This window comes from Rothia sp. HMSC064D08 (assembly GCF_001809525.1).
GTDB classification, from domain to species: Bacteria; Actinomycetota; Actinomycetes; order Actinomycetales; family Micrococcaceae; genus Rothia; species Rothia dentocariosa.
Map to the genome: position 1 here is coordinate 216,194 of NZ_KV797900.1, position 1,126 is coordinate 217,319.

1 CRISPR repeat array is annotated in these 1,126 nt (G+C 61.0%).

What is annotated here, in order from left to right:
- Positions 1-1,125: direct repeats of the CRISPR family, unit length 27 nt; unit sequence GTTTTCCCCGCACCTGCGGGGATGAGC.
- Position 1,126 lies beyond the last annotated feature (1 nt).

The following is a 1,126-nucleotide window of genomic DNA, read 5'->3' on the forward strand; positions in this document are numbered from 1 at the left end:
GTTTTCCCCGCACCTGCGGGGATGAGCCGACCTTGTACCAGATTTCATGTGATCCGGCGGGGTTTTCCCCGCACCTGCGGGGATGAGCCGGAAGTCCTTCGAGACGAAAAAGGAAAGGTACCGTTTTCCCCGCACCTGCGGGGATGAGCCGTCATGCTTTCGTTCCTGTACTAAATCGCGCAAGTTTTCCCCGCACCTGCGGGGATGAGCCGTTGAGGTAAATCCGGTTTGCTTCAGACATGGTGTTTTCCCCGCACCTGCGGGGATGAGCCGGTCTACCTACCGGCGGGTATATATAAGGTCTCGTTTTCCCCGCACCTGCGGGGATGAGCCTGCGCTCGCTACACCCCGCAGAGAAAGAAAAAGGTTTTCCCCGCACCTGCGGGGATGAGCCGTCGATAGCCTCTTCATCGGTCTTAGCCGAATCGTTTTCCCCGCACCTGCGGGGATGAGCCGCGGGCGGGCGGTCTGCTATCGAGAGCCGCGTAGTTTTCCCCGCACCTGCGGGGATGAGCCGTGCAGAAACTCAATAGAGGGGATTAGAGAGTAGTTTTCCCCGCACCTGCGGGGATGAGCCGCACCTTACGGGCAACAAGCCGGGTGTGTGGTGGTTTTCCCCGCACCTGCGGGGATGAGCCGCGGGCCTGTCTATTACCAAAGCTGACACGTCAGTTTTCCCCGCACCTGCGGGGATGAGCCGCATACCGCCTCGCAGAGCTGGCACAAGCATACGTTTTCCCCGCACCTGCGGGGATGAGCCGGTGCCTAGCACGCTCCAAGAGCCGCCAACGTTGTTTTCCCCGCACCTGCGGGGATGAGCCGTATTCCCAGGGCTAGACATCACGACCACTGAGGTTTTCCCCGCACCTGCGGGGATGAGCCGCAATTCTTGACCGGGCAGCCGCTCTTATGGCCGTTTTCCCCGCACCTGCGGGGATGAGCCGCAGTTTAGGAAGGGAAAGTAAATGCCGAAACAGTTTTCCCCGCACCTGCGGGGATGAGCCGGCAAACTAGCCGAAGCCGCAGGCGCGAAACTCGTTTTCCCCGCACCTGCGGGGATGAGCCGGATTCATCGTCCATTGAGCGGCGCTCGGATTCGTTTTCCCCGCACCTGCGGGGATGAGCC